Source organism: Komagataeibacter xylinus, from assembly GCF_004302915.1.
In the GTDB taxonomy this organism is placed as follows: Bacteria; Pseudomonadota; Alphaproteobacteria; order Acetobacterales; family Acetobacteraceae; genus Komagataeibacter; species Komagataeibacter xylinus_C.
Genome location: NZ_QQBI01000007.1, coordinates 80139 through 94968, shown reverse-complemented (window position 1 = coordinate 94968; position 14830 = coordinate 80139). Strand labels below are relative to the sequence as shown.

11 protein-coding genes are annotated in these 14830 nt (G+C 57.4%); 1 reads left to right on the top strand and 10 read right to left on the bottom strand.

The window, feature by feature from the left end; genetic code table 11:
• Positions 1-37: 37 nt before the first annotated feature.
• The 10 genes from DV027_RS06705 to dapA all read right to left on the bottom strand — a co-directional run bounded on the left by DV027_RS06705 (position 38) and on the right by dapA (position 13819).
• Positions 38-1627, bottom strand: a complete 1590-nt coding sequence (locus DV027_RS06705; RefSeq protein WP_207303433.1) for a hydantoinase B/oxoprolinase family protein — start codon at positions 1625-1627, stop codon at positions 38-40.
• A complete protein-coding gene (locus DV027_RS06700; RefSeq protein ID WP_130731105.1) occupies positions 1624-3714 on the bottom strand; it encodes a hydantoinase/oxoprolinase family protein in 2091 nt (696 codons plus the stop codon). Before DV027_RS06700 ends, DV027_RS06705 begins: the two co-directional genes overlap by 4 nt.
• Before the next feature lie 101 nt (positions 3715-3815).
• Complete coding sequence (locus DV027_RS06695) at positions 3816-6278, bottom strand: TonB-dependent receptor (RefSeq protein WP_242621765.1); 2463 nt, start codon at positions 6276-6278, stop codon at positions 3816-3818.
• Between the two features lie 416 nt (positions 6279-6694).
• Positions 6695-8149 carry an FAD-binding oxidoreductase gene (locus tag DV027_RS06690; protein ID WP_130731104.1) on the bottom strand — a complete coding sequence of 485 codons (1455 nt, stop codon included), beginning with the start codon at positions 8147-8149 and terminating at the stop codon, positions 6695-6697.
• 14 nt (positions 8150-8163) lie between these two features.
• Entirely contained in the window at positions 8164-9237 is a 1074-nt protein-coding gene (locus tag DV027_RS06685; RefSeq protein ID WP_207303432.1) for an ABC transporter ATP-binding protein, read from the bottom strand.
• Between the two features lie 35 nt (positions 9238-9272).
• Entirely contained in the window at positions 9273-10046 is a 774-nt protein-coding gene (locus DV027_RS06680; RefSeq protein ID WP_130731102.1) for an SDR family NAD(P)-dependent oxidoreductase, read from the bottom strand.
• Between the two features lie 99 nt (positions 10047-10145).
• The gene (locus DV027_RS06675; RefSeq protein WP_165399129.1) at positions 10146-10949 is read right to left on the bottom strand and encodes an ABC transporter permease; all 804 of its coding nucleotides are present in this window, start codon (positions 10947-10949) and stop codon (positions 10146-10148) included.
• An 11-nt stretch (positions 10950-10960) separates the two neighbouring features.
• Positions 10961-11797, bottom strand: coding sequence for an ABC transporter permease (locus tag DV027_RS06670; protein WP_207303431.1), 837 nt, complete (start codon positions 11795-11797; stop codon positions 10961-10963).
• On the bottom strand, positions 11794-12951 hold the full coding sequence (locus tag DV027_RS06665; RefSeq protein ID WP_165399128.1) for an ABC transporter substrate-binding protein: 1158 nt from the start codon (positions 12949-12951) through the stop codon (positions 11794-11796). The genes DV027_RS06670 and DV027_RS06665 overlap by 4 nt, the downstream gene beginning before the upstream one ends.
• Entirely contained in the window at positions 12920-13819 is a 900-nt protein-coding gene (dapA, locus tag DV027_RS06660; protein WP_130731099.1) for a 4-hydroxy-tetrahydrodipicolinate synthase, read from the bottom strand. Before dapA ends, DV027_RS06665 begins: the two co-directional genes overlap by 32 nt.
• Positions 13820-14043: 224 nt before the next feature.
• Between dapA and DV027_RS06655 the strand changes: the two genes are divergently transcribed.
• Positions 14044-14745 carry a GntR family transcriptional regulator gene (locus DV027_RS06655; protein WP_130731098.1) on the top strand — a complete coding sequence of 234 codons (702 nt, stop codon included), beginning with the start codon at positions 14044-14046 and terminating at the stop codon, positions 14743-14745.
• Positions 14746-14830: the final 85 nt, after the last annotated feature.

Genomic DNA, 14830 nt, shown 5'->3' with positions numbered 1-14830 from the left:
AGCCACATCCTTTCTCCCTGCTGCTTCTGACAGGCCCTTAATGGCTTCCCCATCCGCCCCCACCAGGCGTTTCGATGGAAATGACTTCTTCTGCCTTCATGGTAACGGATCCTTTACCACCAACGACCTGTTCATTGCCGTCCCGGTCCGTCTTGACATTGCGCCCAACCGCACCGTCCTTACCCCCATGCAGCCCGTAAGGACTGAACCGGCGCCGGTCCGACTGGAACGAGACACGGGCCTCATGCCCGATAACCCGAAGGGACCGGATGACACCACATCCGCCCCTGTGCCGCCCTTCCCCACCGGAGCCTTCGCGCAATTCATAACATTCGACACGCAGCGGATAAGATATTTCCAACGCCTCGATAGGGGTATTCATGGTATTGGTCATGTTGACCTGCACCCCGTCCATCCCCGCCCCATGTGGCCGACCGCCCTGTCCGCCACATATTGTCTCGATATAGGTATAGGACTGCCCGTTTCTCGGATCGACGCCCCCGATGCTGACAAGGTTCATTGTGCCCTGGCTCGCAGCGGGAATGCGATCAGGCGCAATCTGGGCAAATGCCCTGAGAACCGCATCAGTGACCCGCTGCGTTGTCTCGGTATTGCCCGCGCACACGGCGGCCGGGGCCTGCGCATCAAGGAAGCTGCCCTTGGGAATGCGGATATCCAGCAGGCGCAATACGCCTGCATTGGCCGGCAACGTCGCATCAATCAGCAGCTTGACGGCAAAAAATGAGGCTGACTGCGTCATCGGTGCAACCGCGTTGACGTTACCCGCGCATTGCGGCGATGAACCTTCAAAATCAAGCACAAGCCTGTCGGGGGAAATCGTGGCGCGCACGCATATCCTGACGGGATCGGTATTGGAGCCGTCATCGTCAAGAAAATCTTCCGCCTCGTACACGCCGGGCGTCATTTCAGCCAGGCGGCGACGCATCCGGCGTTCGGAATAGTCCAGGATGGCTGCAAATCCGCTTGCCAGCGTGGCATGGCCAAACCGTTCGGCCACCTCCTCCAGCCGGGCGATGCCCACACGGAGCGCGGCAAGCTGGGCGTTCAGGTCGCCGCGCCGCTCTTCGGGCGTGCGCACGTTGCGCAGGAAAATGGCCTGGATGTCTTCCTGGAGCACGCCGGCACGATACAGTTTGACAGGCGGCAGAATGATGCCTTCCTGATATATGCTGCGCGATGCTCCCGGCATCGAACCCGGTTCCATTCCCCCCACATCGGAATGGTGGGCGCGCGTGGCAACGTACGCAACGCATGTGCCATCAATAAACACCGGTGCCAGTAGCGTGACATCAGGCAGGTGGGCGCCTGCTACAAACGGGTCATTGACCATCACGATGTCACCCTGCTCCAGCGGCCCGCTCCGCGCAAGGATCGGTGCCACTGCGCGCATCATGGAGCCAAGGTGCACGGGCACATGCTCGGCCTGGGCAACCAGCTGCGCATGCTGGTCGAACAGGGCGCATGATGCATCCATCCGCTCTTTGATATTGGGGGAGAAAGCGGTCAGCTTGAGCACTGCCCCCATTTCCTGGGCCACCGCTTCAAGTGCATTGCGCAGGACCTCAAGCGTGATCGGGTCAATCGGGTTAGCTAGCGGGGCACTCACAGCGCGACCTCCACAATAATATTGCCTGACGGGTGTACGACTGCACGATCATCGGGATAGAGCACGGTCGTTGCCGAGACTTCCTCAACCACCGCAGGCCCGATAATGACATTACCGGCACACAGGTGTTCACGGCGGTACACTTTCGCCGTATGGAACGACCCCGCCTCGCCTGGCTGCGCGCCTTCAAAATAGATCGTCCGTTCGCCACGGATCGCCTCTGGCCCGCACTGCTCGCCGCCCGCTGGCAGCACGGGCAGGGCGGGCGCATCAATATGCCCGATCGCGGTTGCGCCAAAACCCACAATTTCAATCGGGGCCTGCGGGTCTGCGTGCCCGAAGCGCTGACGGTGCGCTTCATGGAATTTCCCGGGGAGCGTGTGCCACGCAGCCCTCAGGTCCCCTTCCAGCACGATCGAGAGTTCATAACTCTGCCCCCGGTACCTGACATCGGCCCGCAATTCGACCGACCGCCGCGCCTCTGGCACGCTATCGGCCGCCAGCAGGGCATCGCCGCGTGTGCGCAGATCCTCAAGGCGTGCGATGACCGTATCCTCGGCCAGATCGGCATGGGCTGCGATGAACGTCTCGTTCACCTCGTGCCTGAGATCGGACACAAGCTGCCCCAGAGCACACAGGATGCCTGGCGTGGGTGGAACCAGAATGGTCTTCATGCGCAGTTCACGCGCCACTGGCGCGCAATGCATGGGACCAGCCCCGCCAAAGGGAACCAAGGCAAAACTGCGCGGGTCATAGCCCCGTTCGACAGAGACAACCCGGATACCGCGCACGATATTGGCATGCGCCACACGCAGCACGCCGGCCGCCGCCTCGGCTATCGACAGCCCCATGGGGTCGGCCAGATGGACCCGGATGGCGGTCTCGGCCGCCTGCAGATCCATGAGCATGTCCCCACCCAGACGGGTCTGGCTGTCAAAACGGCCCAGCACAATATTGGCGTCCGTTACGGTGGGCAGCGTGCCACCGCGTCCGTAACATGCGGGGCCGGGCACGGCTTCAGCGCTCATTGGCCCCACGCGCAGTGCGCCACCCTCGTCAATCCAGGCAATGGAACCACCACCTGCCCCGATAGCGTTGATATCAATGACCGGCAGTCGGATGGGAACGGTCTCGAGCACTGCGGAACGGGTAATGGCAGGCCGCCCGTTGCGGATAAGGGAGATGTCGGTGCTGGTTCCGCCTATATCCATGGTGATGATGTCATGGATATCGGCAAGGCCCGCCACATGGGCGCTGGCGACTACCCCTCCGGCCGGGCCGGACAATACGGTATGCACCGGCTTGGTACGGGCGCCGTCAATGGTCATCAGGCCACCTGCGGCATCGATCACCATGATTGGCTTGTCCGCGCCCAGGCCCAGTCCTTCGCCCGGGTCACGCAGCAGGTGGGAAAGCGAGCGCAGATAGTTTTCCATGACAGGGCGCAGATAGGCGTTCATTACTGCCGTGCTGCCGCGCTCGAATTCGCGGAATTCGGACACGACTTCCGCCGAAGCACACACGACCACCCCCGGCAGCAGGGCCTCGAGCCTTTCACGCGCCCGGCGCTCATGCGACGGATTTGCGTAGGAATGCAGGAACAGAATCGCAACGGCCTGCACGTCAGCGGCCTTCATTTCATTGGCGATCTGTTCCAGCGCGCCTTCATCCAGGGGCTCGACTTCTTCTCCGGCCGCATTCATGCGCCCGGCAACGGTAAAGCAGCGTTCACGCGGGACCAGCGGTTCAGGCCTCACCACGTCGATATCGAACAGGCTGGGCCTGTTCTGCCGTCCGATGAGCAGGATATCACGAAAGCCCCGGTTGCAAAGCAATGCAGTCCGCGCACCGGTACGCTGGATGACCGCATTGGTCGTGGTGGTCATTCCATGCCCGACATAATCGACATCGGCACCACTTTTCCCCTGAAGGGCCAGAGCTGCCTTGAGGCCCTGCACCGTGCCCACGGCCCGATTGGCTGGTGTGGTCGGCACTTTGGCAACGGTGATGCGGCGGGTCGCCGCATCATATGCAATACTGTCCGTAAAGGTTCCACCGACGTCGGACGCAACGCTTAGCTGCGACAATGCTTGTCTCCTAAAACATAGAATTAACGCGACCCGTGCAGGCCGATATAAGGCCCGGCACACGCCCTGGAGCCTGTGCCAGCCAGTCTGTCATGCCCTGTTTAGAACTCGGCCCTGATGGAACCGAAGAACATCCGCGGTGCCCCGGGCGCCAGCGAGGCATAGGTCAGCGCACCGCTGGAAATGGACATTGGGTTACCATTGGCCCCCATGGTCGAGATGTAATGCGTGTTCGTAAGATTCGTGATGTTGAGGCTGAAGATCAGGTTTTTTACGACCGAAAGCTTCTTGTCATATTTACCGAGGTTAGAGAGCTTGTACTGGATGCCCAGATTCGCCATCCAGTAACCAGGCATCTTCACATCGCCTGTATAGCTGTAATTTCGCGCCCCGATGTAATTTCCATCAATATAGGCGGTGGCATTGTGCCATTCATACGATAGCCTTCCCTTATACATGAACCGCGGATAATTGACGATCTGCACGTTCTTTGTATTGTAGGCAATGCCAGCACTGCTGATATTGTTATCATAAACCGCGTGATCGTAACTGATACTGTTGGTAAGCGCCAGATTACGGATGGGGTTTACGGTAACGCCCACATCCACGCCGTTCATCGTCACGCCACCAACATTCTCGACTACCGACTGGGGGTTGATGATGCTGCCGGATGTAACCTGCTGCAAGCGGTTTTGGAAATTGGTCCTGTAGCCATAGACCGATGCAGAGATAATCTGTGACGAATACCGGTAACCGGCTGCGTATGTCCATGCGGTTTCAGGATGCAGGGCGGCAGCGGATGAGTTGTACGCACTCTGCGTAACCGCGAAGGGCGAGTTGGAAAGGTGATACCCGGATTCCGCGTAGGTATGGACGTTCTCCGAAATATCAATAAAGAACTCATGCCCCGGCAGGAAGCGCCAGTCTACGCTGATATGAGGCAGGAACGGCTTGGAGGTCGTCAGCCCGACCCCGCTCGCGATCTGCGCGCCAGCACCATAAAAATTCGGATTGAGGAAACCATTGCCAACCCGCGTCGTGCTCAGAACGGACTTGAAGCCGAAATGCAGCGAAAGGTTGCGGATCGGGGAATACGTATCCTGAAAGAATGCTGTAAACGTATTGGTATTATATGACTGGTTGAACATTTGCGCAAACGGGTCGGTCCATTTACCTAGCGTCTGCGGCAGTTGCCCCTGCACGACCCCATTGACCACATTCGGCACCGCATAGGCGTTCATGGGTGATTCATAATGGTTGTTTTCATACCACACGCCCGCGCCAAGATGATTATGCGCGATATCGTAATGGGCTGCCGACATGATCCCGAAACGGCGGATCATGGGTTCCTTGATCACTTCTGCCAGGGGCGAACCGGACGGATCGACCATATTGGAATATTCACTCGTGGGCGCAGTCCACGTGGTCTGAGCTTCCTCACCATGGCCATAGGCCGTGGTGGTCCAGCGCAGGTGGTTGGTAATGGCAAGGTCTGCCTTCAGGCCGCCCAGATAGTCAACCTGGTTGGTGCCGCCATCGTAGTACGCAATATCACGCTTGCTGCTCAAGCCATTATAGGATGCCGGATAATTGCCCTGCGCCACCTGCGTAGCCGTTTCATACCCCGAGGCGCCGCCATTGGTATAATCGGTTACCCGGTCGCCCAACGCTGCGAGCACGGCAGGTGATTCACTCTGGTAATTGTTCTGGTGCAGGTCCGACCAGTCAAAGAACGCCGAAATCTCGCTGCTGTCGCCAACGGGCTGTACCAGCTTGGCATTCACCTGCTGCATGAACTGTTCGCCATAGCCCTTCCACTGCGCCGTATCGTTGCGCATGTAGGATGCGAAGAATTTCGTCCCGGTCTTGTTCAGCCGGCCACTGTCGAAGCGGAAGAACGTATGATACGCGTCATAACTCCCGAAACTTTGGGAAACCACACCGCCCATCTTGTCTTTCGGGTCACTGGAACGGTATTGGAGCGCGCCACCAAGGTTGCTGGTCGATGCCACGGCTTCTGCGCCTGCAGACTGCGAGACGTCGATACGGGCGACGTTTTCAGAGGAAATGGCCTGAATGGGATTTAGGCCGTTGTAGTTGCGGTAGGTGAACTCACCAAGCGGGATGCCATCAAGGGTTGCGCCGATTTCCGACTGCTGGAAACCATGCATGAACAACTGGGCCGACCAGTTATCTACGCCCTGTGCATCATTGCCCTGAAACATCACGCCTGGCATTTCCCCCAGGACCTTCAGGGGGTTGGTCCCCGGCACCTCAAGCGCCATGCGCTTTTGCGTGACCGAGGCAATCGCACCACGCGGCACGTAATGCGACTGGACTGAAATTTCTTCAGGTGCGAGGTTTGCATTGACCGCGCTATCATGCCTGGAAGACGATGTGGCATGAGGCCGTGACACAGCCTTGGGCTGCACCTTTTTGGAAGCGGCACTGGCTTCATGGCACACGGCCGTAGCCATGATCGTTGTTGCCAAGAGTGCCTTTGATAGTGGAAAAGTGCGTCTCATCACATATCCTATCGAAGCTGGAAAAGGCTGCCGATCCATCAGTTTTTGACTTGGTGCAGGACGACCTGACCGTTACGTCCCGCCATGGCGCGTCGATGTCAAAAGCACTGCTGAACTATATAACTGGCTTTATTTCGTTCTCCATTCATGCATTTCGGAATGTTCATTTTTACATAAAAAGAGGAACATCTTCATACAGACCAGTTTATTTTATCAAAGAAATAACGGGTATTTCACTGATATGGTAAAACCGGTCAAAACACCACGCTGTTTCGATAAAGTAATGTAATCCGGAAAAAGGCGAAGCTGACAATAAGTTTTCCTTATTCCTGCCCGGTCCGCCTGGCCCCCTTATGCACCGGGCAGGCTGCTGCCCTTACCCTTCAAGGTGCCATGCCGCCTGGTTTCACAATGATCATACCAAGCCACGCAGGTCATTTTTGGATGGCGTTGCATCATGCCTCCCCGCCTGATCCTTCACGCATGATGCGCGGCAGGACACGGCCGGGATTCATAATATTGGCCGGATCAAAAGCCGCCTTGACCGCCTCCATCATCTGCAGCTCAAGATCATCCTTGTAGGTGGCCATCTCCGGCACATGAAGTGCGCCGATACCATGTTCGGCACTGAACGTGCCTTTGAAACGCATGGCCTGATCATATACCAGCTTGTTTACCCGCTTTTTCATCCCGGCCTGATCCTGAACGCCAGCCCAGACGCTTTTTTCAAACATAACATTATAGTGCAGGTTGCCATCACCCAGATGACCCACAATTACTATTTGCGCCTGCGGAAACGCGGTCGCAACCGCTGCGCCGGTTTCCTCAATGAATGCCTTCAGGGCGCGCAGGGGAACGGCGATATCATGTGAAAACCCCATGCCTTCCGTTTTGTTCGCTTCGGTCACGCTGTGGCGTATGGCCCAAAGCGCCTCGCGCTGTGCCATGTTGGCCGGGATCACCACATCCGTGATCAGCCCATCCTCGATCCCGGCTGCAAGCCGTGCCTCGAATTCGGCAAGCTGGGCATCACGATCCGCCCCGCAGGCAATATCCACCAGCAAAAACCAGGGGGCATCCGCATCCAGTGGGCAACTGACGTGCGGAACGTGCTTGAGGACCAGTTGCAATTCACTGCGCGAGATCACTTCCAGGGCAGTCAGCGTGCCGCCAAAGTGCGTCCGTAGCATCTGGGCAACCGCCAGGGTGGCCTCGAGCGTGGGGTGGGACATGAAGGCAGTGATCATTTCAGCCTGCCGGGGAAAAAGCCTGAGCGTGGCCGCCGTAACAACGCCCAGCGTTCCTTCCGCCCCGATAAAGAGCGCACGCAGGTCGTACCCGGTATTGTCCTTGCGCAGCGTGCGCAGGCCATTCCAGACCCGGCCATCTGGCAGCACCACTTCCAGCCCCAGCACCAAATCGCGCATGTTCCCATAACGCAGGACGGCCGTGCCCCCCGCATTCGTGGCGATATTGCCTCCGATCTGGCATGATCCTTCTGCACCAAGGCTGAGTGGAAACAGCAGGCCAGCCGCCTCTGCCGCGTCCTGTACATTGGCCAGGACACAGCCTGCCTCAACCGTCATCGCGCCATCTTCCACGCTTACGTCGATAATCCGTGACATAAGTGACATGTTCAACACGATGCCCATGGATGACAGGGGCGGCACGGAGCCTGCGCATACGCTGGTATTGCCGCCCTGCACATAGACGGGTACCGCATGACGGTGGCACAGCGCCACCACCTGCGATACCTCCGCCGTGCTGCGCGGTCGTACGACACACAGGGCATCGCCCCTGCAGCGCCCCCACCAGTCCTCAAAATAGGGCAGAACCTGCGCACTATCGGAAATTACGCCGTTATCTCCCACACATGCGCGCAGGCTTGCCATGAAATGTTCTGTATTCATCAGGATGTTATCCTTCAAGCAGGTAGGAGCACCGTATCGGATGCAAGCCAGCCCAGATGGATTTCGCTATCTATCTGCAAACTTGCATAATCATTATGGGCACGCGTTTTGAACTGTAGCCGGCCACCGCCCTGCCCGCGCACCGCGACACGTATGAACCCCCCAACAAAATTGACGTTTTCCACAATACAGGCAAAACGGTTCGGGATATCTGCCGCTGGCGCCACACACATGACATGTTCCGGCCGCACCAGAAGCTTGGCATGGCTGCCAACCGGGATGTCGGGCCTGCCGACCACATGGATCGATAGGCCACATTCACTGCGGAAGAGGTTCTCGGCCACGAGACGGCCCGCGAGGATGTTGGATTCCCCGAGAAAGGTTGCCGTAAACTCCGATACAGGCGTGAAATACATTTCCTGCGGGGTACCGATCTGTTCGATCCGTCCCCTGTTCATCAGGCATATCCTGTCAGAGAGGTTCAGCGCCTCCTCCTGATCATGCGTGACATAGACAAACGTGGCGCCGGTTGCACGATGAAGGGCCTTGATTTCATCCTGCATCTGTTCGCGCATGTTTTTATCCAGTGCGCCGAGCGGTTCGTCCATCAGGATGATACTGGGCGAATAGACCAGACAGCGCGCAATCCCGACGCGCTGCTGCTGGCCGCCCGAAAGCTCGCGTGGTTTTCGATGGGCAAAACCTTCCAGCCCCATGCGGTGCAGGATATCCGTGACCGCCTGCCTGATCCGCTCTGCCGGCCAATGACGGATCCGTAGCGGAAACGCAATATTGTCAAAAACATTCATATGGGGCAGCAGCGCATAGTTCTGGAAGACCATACCCAGGCCCCGCTCACGCGCCGGCACGGCCGTTACATCGCGCCCATCAATAAACACACGCCCCCCATCAGGATGGGCCGCGCCATTTATAACATTGAGGATCGTTGACTTGCCCGACCCGCTCGGGCCGAGCAGGCTCACGAATTCCCCCGGTCTTATTGCAAGGTTGATGTTGTCCAGCGCCAGAAAATCGCCATACCGCACCATAACATCCTGCAGGCGCAGGCGATCGGGCGGTGCCACCATATCAGTATCTGTGCTGGACTTTTCCATATGAACCATCAGGACGCCACAGGAACATTATAGGCAAGCGGCAGGCGGCCACCATCGGCATAGATCACCTGCCCGGTAATATAGCTGGCCATTGGCGAAGCCAGGAAAACGGCGATCTCGGCAATTTCCTCGGGCTGCCCCAGACGCCCCATGGGCGTGCGCGAAAGCATGCCGTGCCGCATGTCGGGATTGGCCTGCATGATGTCCCGCAGCAGTTCCGTCTCGATACTGCCTGGCCCGATCGCATTGACACGGATGTTGGAAGGCGCAAGCCCCAATGCCATGACACGCGTCAGCTGGTTCATCCCGCCTTTTGAAACCGCGTAGGGCACGATACCCGGGCTGCATACAATAGCGTTGATGGAACTCATGTTGATGATCGAGCCACCACCCTGCTTGGCCATGACCCTGGCCGCCGCCTGCCCAAGCAGGAAAGGCCCCTTGAGGTTGACGCGCAGCACGCGGTCAAAGTCTTTTTCCTCAAGATCAAGGAAAGCCGCGCTGTGATTGATTCCGGCATTACAAACGGCGATATCAAGCTGTCCGAATGTTGCGACCGTTTTTTCTACCGCGTTATTGACGTCCTGCGCATTGGAAACATCGCAGGCCATGAACAGGCATGTCCCCTGGCCCGAAAGTTCGGCGGCCAGTTCCTCGCCCTTTTCAGCATTGATATCAATAATGACGACCTTCGCCCCATAGGCCACGTAGCGCTTGGCGATGGCTGCGCCAATCCCTTGCGAGGCCCCGGAGATAATTGCAATCTTGTTTGCCAGATCCATGGTATTTTCTTTCACGAGACAGGTTTGAATATTCGGCACGGATTGCATGTGGCCATCAGCCAGATCGCATGCCGGGCATGAGACAGGCGGGAAAACCTCCTAGAAGCTATCCCCGCCCTCAACTGGCCGCACCCGCGATGCCACAAGACATGCAAGAAACGACACAGCAGACAATAATGTCGATGCAACAGCGATCAGGGGAGAAATCTCCCATTGGATACTGCTATACATGCGTACGGGCAGTGTTTCGGTCTGCACGCCTGAAATAAACCAGGCGATGACGACCTCATCAAACGACATGAGCAGCGCAAACAGCCCGCTTGCAATAATGGACGGCCTGATCTGCGGCAGCATGACGCACCAGAACACCCTCTGGCGCCCGGCCCCCATAAGCTGTGCCGCGAATTCCAGCCGGGGGTCGATCTTCCGGATGCCAGCCGTAAGGGTCATGATGACGTAGGGCGTGACATAGACCGTATGCGCCAGGACAAGGCCCGCGAAGGAGTTGATCAGCCCCAGCGTGGAAAAATAGAAGTATATGCCAAGCGATATGATGATGGTCGGTACGGCCAGTGGCGTCATGAGCATGCCACGGATCAAATTCTTGCCCGGAAATGCAAACCGCTCGAGGCCATACGTTGCCGGTATGCCAATGCCGAGCGAAAGTATCGTGGCGGAAAAGGCAATAAAGACACTGTGCCAGACCGATTGCATCCATGCCGGGGAAGACAGGAATTCAGCATACAGCCGCAATGTCGGGTTCGTGCCGCCGCCCTGGCCTGGCCCGGCGATCAGGCCGAACGAAATCAGCATGACAATAATGCTTGGCACCAGCAGGAAGCCATAGACCACACAAGCCAGCCCCGTGGTAAAATACCGGGTACGGCGGGCTGGCCTATCCATTGAATCCAAGTTCATGCCCGGCGCACCTTTCGCAAAGTGGCGGCCATGACGCCGCATAGCCCGATAATGGCCAGCAGGCACATGCCAATGGCCGCAGCGGCGGACCAGTCCAGGGTTTCACGGGTATAGAAATCAACAAGGTTTGCCAACATGACGTCATGCCGCCCGCCCAGCAGCGCGGGAACGACAAAAAAGCCCAGCGAAATGATGAATGTGGACGAGGCCCCCGCAATCACGCCAGGCAGGCTCAGGGGAAGGGTAATCTGCCTGAATACGCGTAGCGGGTGCGCGCCCATAAGGGTTGCGGCCCGCCCGAGTGCCGGGTCAATCGCCAGAAGGCTAGCCAGAACCGGAAAAATAACAAAAGGGACAAGGTAATTGGCCATGCCTATTACAACGGCAAACTTGTTGAACAGTAATGGGAGCGCCACCTTGTGGCCGACCAGGTAACTCAGGGCCGAATTGATCAGACCCCGCCGCCCCAGTATGATGGTAAATGCATAGCTTTTTACCAGAATACTGGTCCAGAACGGCATCAGGACCAGAATCATCATAAGTGCGCGTCGGCGCGGGCTCTGGCGCGCCAGATGAATTGCCACCGGGTAACCCAGCAGGACACTCAGCACCGTTGCCAGGATACTGGTTTCAAACGTGGACCATAACGACTGGAAGAACAGCCTGCTGGACAATAACGTGACATAGGCATAAAAGCTGAAATGCAGACCGTTGAAACTGACATAAAAAATGTAAAGCAACGGAATGCCAACAATGCCCACCATAAATACAGCCGCAGGCCCGATCGTGCACAGAGCACCAGTTCTGTCCCTGGTCATGGCAGGTGTGGTCATGACAGGGTCCATTCCTTGAACCGCCGCTCAAGCCCGCTGTAGTTCTGCGCCCACCATGCATCATTGACGAGTGCATTCCGGCCAGGGTTGATGTCAGGCATCCAGCGCTGTACCCTTTCTGACAGCATGCCCATCGCCTTTTCATTGACCGGACGATTGACAAGCATATCCATCGTTGCAGCCTGACGGTCGGCACGCAGGGCAAAGGCGACGAACTGCATGGCCTCATCCCTGTGCGGCGCGCCTTTCAAAATGGACAGATATTCCAGGAAATTCAGCGTCTGGGCGAATGAAAAATCGATTGAAACGCCGCCGCTCGCCTGCGCGGCCTGAACACGGGAGGCATAGCTGTAACTGAAATCGGCCTCCCCTGCCTCCAGCATGGTAATGGTCTGGGTCGTGGCCTCAACCCATTTTATGATCGAGGGTTTAATCGTGTCGAGCATCCGGAAACCGCGTTCGACATCCAGCGGATAGAGCTGATCCGGGGCCACCCCATCTGCCAGAAGGGCGACTTCAAGCGTTTCGCTAACCCGGTTGCGCAGAGTCCGCAGTCCAGGGAAACGCTTGGTATCGAAATATTCCGCAAAGGTGCGCGGGTGCCGCCCATCAGGGAACTCCCTGGGGTCATAGGCGATGCCACCTGCGGTCAGGCAAAACGGTGCCAGGTCATGTGTGGGCTGCACGGAAAGTTCGGATAACGGAAAGTGTGTTGTATCCAACGCCTCCCAGTACCCTTCACGCGATCCCGTTGCCGCGAGGGGGCCGGGTGAATCAAAGATGTCCCATTCCACGTTGCCCGACAGGATCTGGGCCTTCACCTTGGCCAGGTCTGGTGTATCCACCATCGTGACATGGATGCCCGTCTCCGCCATGAACGGTTCAACCAATCCCTTGCGTACGGCATTATGGTAGCTTCCCCCCCAGCTCACAAAAACCAGTTCCCCGCCGGAGCGTGCAAGGGAGCGGCGTGAAATGAACGGGGCTGCAAGCGCGGACGCACCCCCAAGGCAAAAATTCCGCCGTCTGACCTTATGCGATACTGCCCTGGAGTGTGACATCTGTCCGTCCTTGCACAGGTAAGGAATTAGTCCATGACCGGTCTGGTAAAAGCCCCTGTGGTCAGTTCTCCCCGGCAAGAAATGCCGGAACAAGCTGTGCCAGTTTTTCCTTCAGCATGGCGCTTGCCGGCTGTAGTGGCGGCAGGACCTCACCATAGGGACGGCCCACCAGCGACAGGGCCGCTTTCAACGGTGCCGGATTATGTTCGGAAAACAGGGCCTCGACCACCGGCATCAGGCGTGCATGCAGGGCCAGGGCATCAGCAAGACGGTTCTGGCTTGCCGCCTCGTAAATACGGTTCCAGGCTGACTGGAAAATACATGATGTGGCCAGAAGGCCACCCTTTGCCCCCATCGCCACATGCACCGGGAATACGTTCTCCTCACCCGACAGGATGGAGATCTTGTCTCCCGCCGCTTCAAGAACCTTCAACTGCTGTGACAGGTCATTGTTGCAGGCCTTCATTGCAACCACGCGCGTCTGCTCCGCAAGCGTTGCCACGGTTTCTGGTGTGAGCGAGATGCCGGTACGATACGGTATTTCATACAGCATGATTTCCGCATCGACCGCATCGGAAATGGCTTTGTAGTAATCAACAATGCCGGCCTGCGTTGGACGGGAATAATAAGGCGTCACCACCATCAGCGCGTCGGCGCCAAGGGCACGGGCGTTCCGTCCGGCACTGATCGTATCATTCAATCCTGGTGAAAGAATGCCGCAGATGACGGGAACATCCCCATCTGCCGCCGCAACCGAATACTCCACCATCTGGCTACGCTGGCGGTCGGTCAAGGCCGTATATTCACCCGTGCCGCCATTGGGCGCGATGGCGCTGGCTCCCTGGTCGATCACATGGCGCACCAGGGATGCAACCGCACCCTGATCTATCTGTCCATGCGAATCCAGGGGGGTCGGTGTTGCTGTCACGATACCGGATATGCTGACAATTGAGAGTGGCATGCGAATACTTTCGAGCCGATTATGTTTCAATTTCGATATGGATACAATTTGGATACCGGACTATCGCCTGTCAAGGAATTTCGATCGGATTCCGGTGGTGTTTTTCCTTTATTTAAGCAGCCCTCATATTCATTATCCTTTTTTCGTGATTGAATTGTTGAGTGCTGGCCCAAAGCAATTAGGATCGGCATAATTATGGACAGAACGATATAGGCAGCAGATATATGGCAGGTGATTCAGGATCCCGGGAGGGAGACCGTGTTTATTCAATGTTACGAAAACGCATACTTGCAGTAGATCTGGAACCGGGATCTGTGCTTGACGAGGCCCGTATCGTGCAGGACATGGGCACATCGCGCACCCCCGTGCGTGAAGCGGTCATCCGCCTTGTATCTGACGGCCTTCTCAAACGCGACGGGCGGCAGGTTATCGTCCCGACATTCCAGGTTGCGCAGTTGCGGGCGTTTTTTGAAACATTGCTTCTCTATACACGCGTTACACACCGACTGGCGGCGGAACGGCACAGCGTCAAACAACTGGCCGACATATGGAATGCCGTAAAGGCATTTGAGAAGGAGGCCCGTAACGGCATCGAGTTCGAAATGACGGATGCCAACCATCGGTTCCATCGCACGATTGCTGCCGCATGCGACAACATTTTCTTTCAGGAAGCGTATGAGTCCATCCTGCTCCAGTCACTGCGCCTGTCACGGCACTGTTTTGTTGCCGGGATCAAATCAGAATACAAGCACAGGGAGCATCTTGAAACGATCATGGCCGAGCACAGAGCCATAGCACAAGCGATTGAAGATGGAGATGCAGACCGCACGGATGTTCTGGCAACCGCCCATATCAGCCTGTTCCGGTCATGGCTGAGCGACCAGTTACTCGGGCCTGCCGAACTGCTTAATGAAATGATGTTGTAATGAAAGCAATGCCCGTAACCGGCATGACCGCGTCAGGCAGGTTCGGTATGGTCGCATACGTCGCCACAACGCCCCGGCCTGTTGG

Coding starts and splice junctions, on each gene's coding strand:
- DV027_RS06695 (WP_242621765.1), bottom strand. CDS start 6,278: ATGGATCGGCAGCCTTTTCCAGCTTCGATAGGATATGTGATGAGACGC.
- DV027_RS06690 (WP_130731104.1), bottom strand. CDS start 8,149: ATGAATACAGAACATTTCATGGCAAGCCTGCGCGCATGTGTGGGAGAT.
- DV027_RS06685 (WP_207303432.1), bottom strand. CDS start 9,237: ATGGTGGCACCGCCCGATCGCCTGCGCCTGCAGGATGTTATGGTGCGG.
- DV027_RS06680 (WP_130731102.1), bottom strand. CDS start 10,046: ATGGATCTGGCAAACAAGATTGCAATTATCTCCGGGGCCTCGCAAGGG.
- DV027_RS06675 (WP_165399129.1), bottom strand. CDS start 10,949: ATGGATAGGCCAGCCCGCCGTACCCGGTATTTTACCACGGGGCTGGCT.
- DV027_RS06670 (WP_207303431.1), bottom strand. CDS start 11,797: ATGACCACACCTGCCATGACCAGGGACAGAACTGGTGCTCTGTGCACG.
- dapA (WP_130731099.1), bottom strand. CDS start 13,819: ATGCCACTCTCAATTGTCAGCATATCCGGTATCGTGACAGCAACACCG.
- DV027_RS06655 (WP_130731098.1), top strand. CDS start 14,044: ATGGCAGGTGATTCAGGATCCCGGGAGGGAGACCGTGTTTATTCAATG.